Origin of the sequence: Nocardia coffeae (genome assembly GCF_019890715.1) — a bacterium.
Classification (GTDB): Bacteria; Actinomycetota; Actinomycetes; order Mycobacteriales; family Mycobacteriaceae; genus Nocardia; species Nocardia jiangxiensis.
Genome location: NZ_JAINZY010000050.1, coordinates 1 through 1,398 on the forward strand (window position 1 = coordinate 1; position 1,398 = coordinate 1,398).

The 1,398-nt window shown below is 63.1% G+C and carries 1 protein-coding gene; it reads left to right on the top strand.

Annotation, left to right across the window (positions count from 1 at the left end):
• The first annotated feature begins 90 nt into the window (after positions 1–90).
• Positions 91–1,362, top strand: coding sequence for an IS256 family transposase (locus K7711_RS46965; protein WP_372460272.1), 1,272 nt, complete (start codon positions 91–93; stop codon positions 1,360–1,362).
• Positions 1,363–1,398 lie beyond the last annotated feature (36 nt).

Sequence of the window (1,398 nt, forward strand, 5' to 3'; positions counted from 1 at the left end):
GGGCGTGTACGGAATCTTGTGTGAGTTGATCTCGTGGTCTGGCAGGGTGGCAAGGCGAAATGCCTTGCCACCCAAGGAAGGAAGACCACGGTGGCGCAAGACAACAACGACGAGCAGCAACTCGCCCCTGATGTGGATGGGCTGGCTGACCAGCTGCTCGGCCGTGCCGATGCGGAGTCCGCGCAGTTGCTGGGCCCTGACGGGCTGCTGACGCAGTTGACCCAGCGAGTGCTCAATCGGGCTCTGGATGCGGAGCTGGCCGAGCATCTCGGGTATGAGAAGGGCGATGCGGCCGGTCGCGGGTCGGGTAACAACCGTAACGGCACCACCAGCAAGAAAGTGCTCACCGATATCGGCGCGGTCGAGGTGAACACCCCACGCGACCGGAACGGCAGCTTCGAACCGAAGATCGTTCCGAAGCATGCCCGCCGGCTGGTCGGGTTCAACGAGCAGATCCTGTCGCTGTATGCGCGGGGAATGTCGGTGCGTGACATCCGCGCTCACTTGCATCAGATGTACGGGGTCGAGGTGTCCGGGGATGTGATCTCCCGGGTCACCGACGCGGTGACCGAGGAGATCACAATCTGGCAGAACAGACCCCTGGACCCGGTCTGGCCGATCGTCTATATCGATGCACTGTGGATCAAGATCCGCGACGGCGCCGTCTCGAACCGGCCTGTCTACCTGGCCGTCGGAGTGGATCTGGACGGCTGCAAACACATACTCGGGTTGTGGATCGGGCCCGCCGATTCCGGTGAGGGAGCACGGTTTTGGGCCAGTGTGCTCGCCGAGCTGCGCAACCGCGGCATCACCGACGTACTGATCTGCTGCTGCGACGGGCTGACCGGGCTGCCGGACGCGATCACCGCGACCTGGCCGCAGACCACGGTCCAGACCTGTTGCGTGCATTTGATGCGGGCCAGCATGCGGTTCGCGTCTAAAAAGGACTATCCGCAACTGATTCCGCTGTTGAAAGCGATCTACACCGCCCCAACCGAGGCCGCCGCCGAGCAAGCCCTCCAGGAGTTGGAGGACTCAACACTGGGTCGGCGATATCCCGCGATCGGCCGCACCTGGCGCTCGGCATGGCCGGAATTCGCGCCGTTCCTGGCGTTTCCGCCGGAACTGCGGCGCGTCGTCTACAGCACGAACATGATCGAATCGATCAACGCCCGGCTGCGGAAAGTAACCCGCAATCGGGGCCATTTCACCTCCGAGGCCGCCGCGGTCAAGGTGCTCTACCTGGCGATCCGGCACCTCATCGAACCGAAAGCAGGTGATCGCAACCTAGTCCCACCCGGCTGGAAGAGCGCCCTCAACCAGCTGATACTCCACTTCGGAGACCGAATCACCATTCGATGAACCACGAGCGCTTACACAGAGATCCGTACACGCCCG